This window comes from Bradyrhizobium liaoningense, from assembly GCF_018130955.1.
GTDB lineage: Bacteria > Pseudomonadota > Alphaproteobacteria > Rhizobiales > Xanthobacteraceae > Bradyrhizobium > Bradyrhizobium liaoningense_C.
In genome coordinates, this window is the sequence record NZ_JAFCJM010000148.1 from 1 (window position 1) to 1,385 (window position 1,385).

The window sequence follows — 1,385 nt, forward strand, 5'->3', positions numbered from 1 at the left end:
GACCGGCTTTGATCCGCCGACCCTGACGCTCTCAACGCAACTCCTACGCTACGCAATGCACAGGGCATGAGCGGGTGGTGGTCGCGCAACGAACGATGCGAGGCGCCTCAGATTTTGAGCGATGGCAGCCAGAACAAACTCGTCCTGGGCGCCCCGTGGGCCACGAAGTCGAAGCCGACCAAGCCTCAGGATGCGCTTCAAGTGTGCAAACTGCATCTCGATCTTCTTGCGCTCACGTCGCGACGTCTCGAAGCCCTCGGTGCCAGCAAACGACCGAGCGACGTCCCGGGCGTGCTCATGTATGTCGCGCGGGATCTTGCGCGATGGCTCTTTTGGACAGCACTGCGGTTTAAGCGGGCATGTGTCGCAGTCGAGCTTGCTCGCACGATACAGAAGCGTTTTGCCCTCGTGCACGGTGCCGCTCGTCCCGAGCCGCTTTCCACCCGGGCAGTGGTAGACGTCGCTGGTCGGATCATATCGAAAGTCGCTACGCGAGAAGGTACCGTCATCTCGCTTCGATTTGTCGAACACGGGGATATGTGGCGCGATGCCCTTCTCCTCGACCAGCCAGTTCAGCATCGGAGCAGCCCCGTAAGCGGTATCCCCGAGAAGCCGCTCCGGCTTGAGGCCAAAGCGCTCCTCTGTTCGTTCGATCATTGTCCTCGCCGCTCCGACCTCGGCCTGGCGAATGGAGCGGGACGCCTCGACATCAACGATGACGCCGAACTTCACGTCGATGAGATAATTGTCGGAGTAAGCGAAGAATGCTGGTCCCTTGTGAGCTCCGGTCCACTGGGCCGCGGGATCGGACGGCGAGATAAACTTCGGGACGACGTCACTGGCCGCACCCCACGCCGTATCGTCGAGGGTTGCCAGATACTCCTTCACCGCGCGGCTTGACCTCGCCGGATCACGATCCCTGCGCCAATCCTGACCCGCGATCGCACGCTGCTTGTTGGCATCTGCCTGGATCAGGCTCGCGTCTACCGCAAAACCTTCGCCGCCAACCAGACCGGCCACAACGCACGCCTCGACGATATGTTCGAATACGCGACGAACGACATCTCCCTCGCGGAAGCGCTCATTGCGGGCCCGCGAGAAGGCCGAATGATCCGGGATAGCATCCTCGATACCGAGCTTGCAGAACCATCGATAGGCGAGGTTCACCTGCACTTCGCGGCAGAGCAGCCGCTCCGAGCGGATCGCGAAGACATACCCCACGATCAGCATCCGGATCATCAGCTCCGGATCGATCGACGGGCGCCCCATGGACGAATAATGAGGAGAAAGTTCGCTGCGAAGCCAAGACAGATCGAGAGCAGTGTCGATCTTCCGCACTAGATGATCTTCGGGAACCGCGTCGCTGAGATGAAACTCGTAGAACA

At 60.7% G+C, this 1,385-nt stretch carries 1 protein-coding gene; it reads right to left on the reverse strand.

Features of this window, described 5'->3' with window-relative positions; genetic code table 11:
• Positions 1 to 48: 48 nt before the first annotated feature.
• The coding region (locus JQ632_RS39120) for a transposase (protein WP_212408046.1) at positions 49 to 1,385 on the reverse strand (1,337 nt) is incomplete at its 5' end.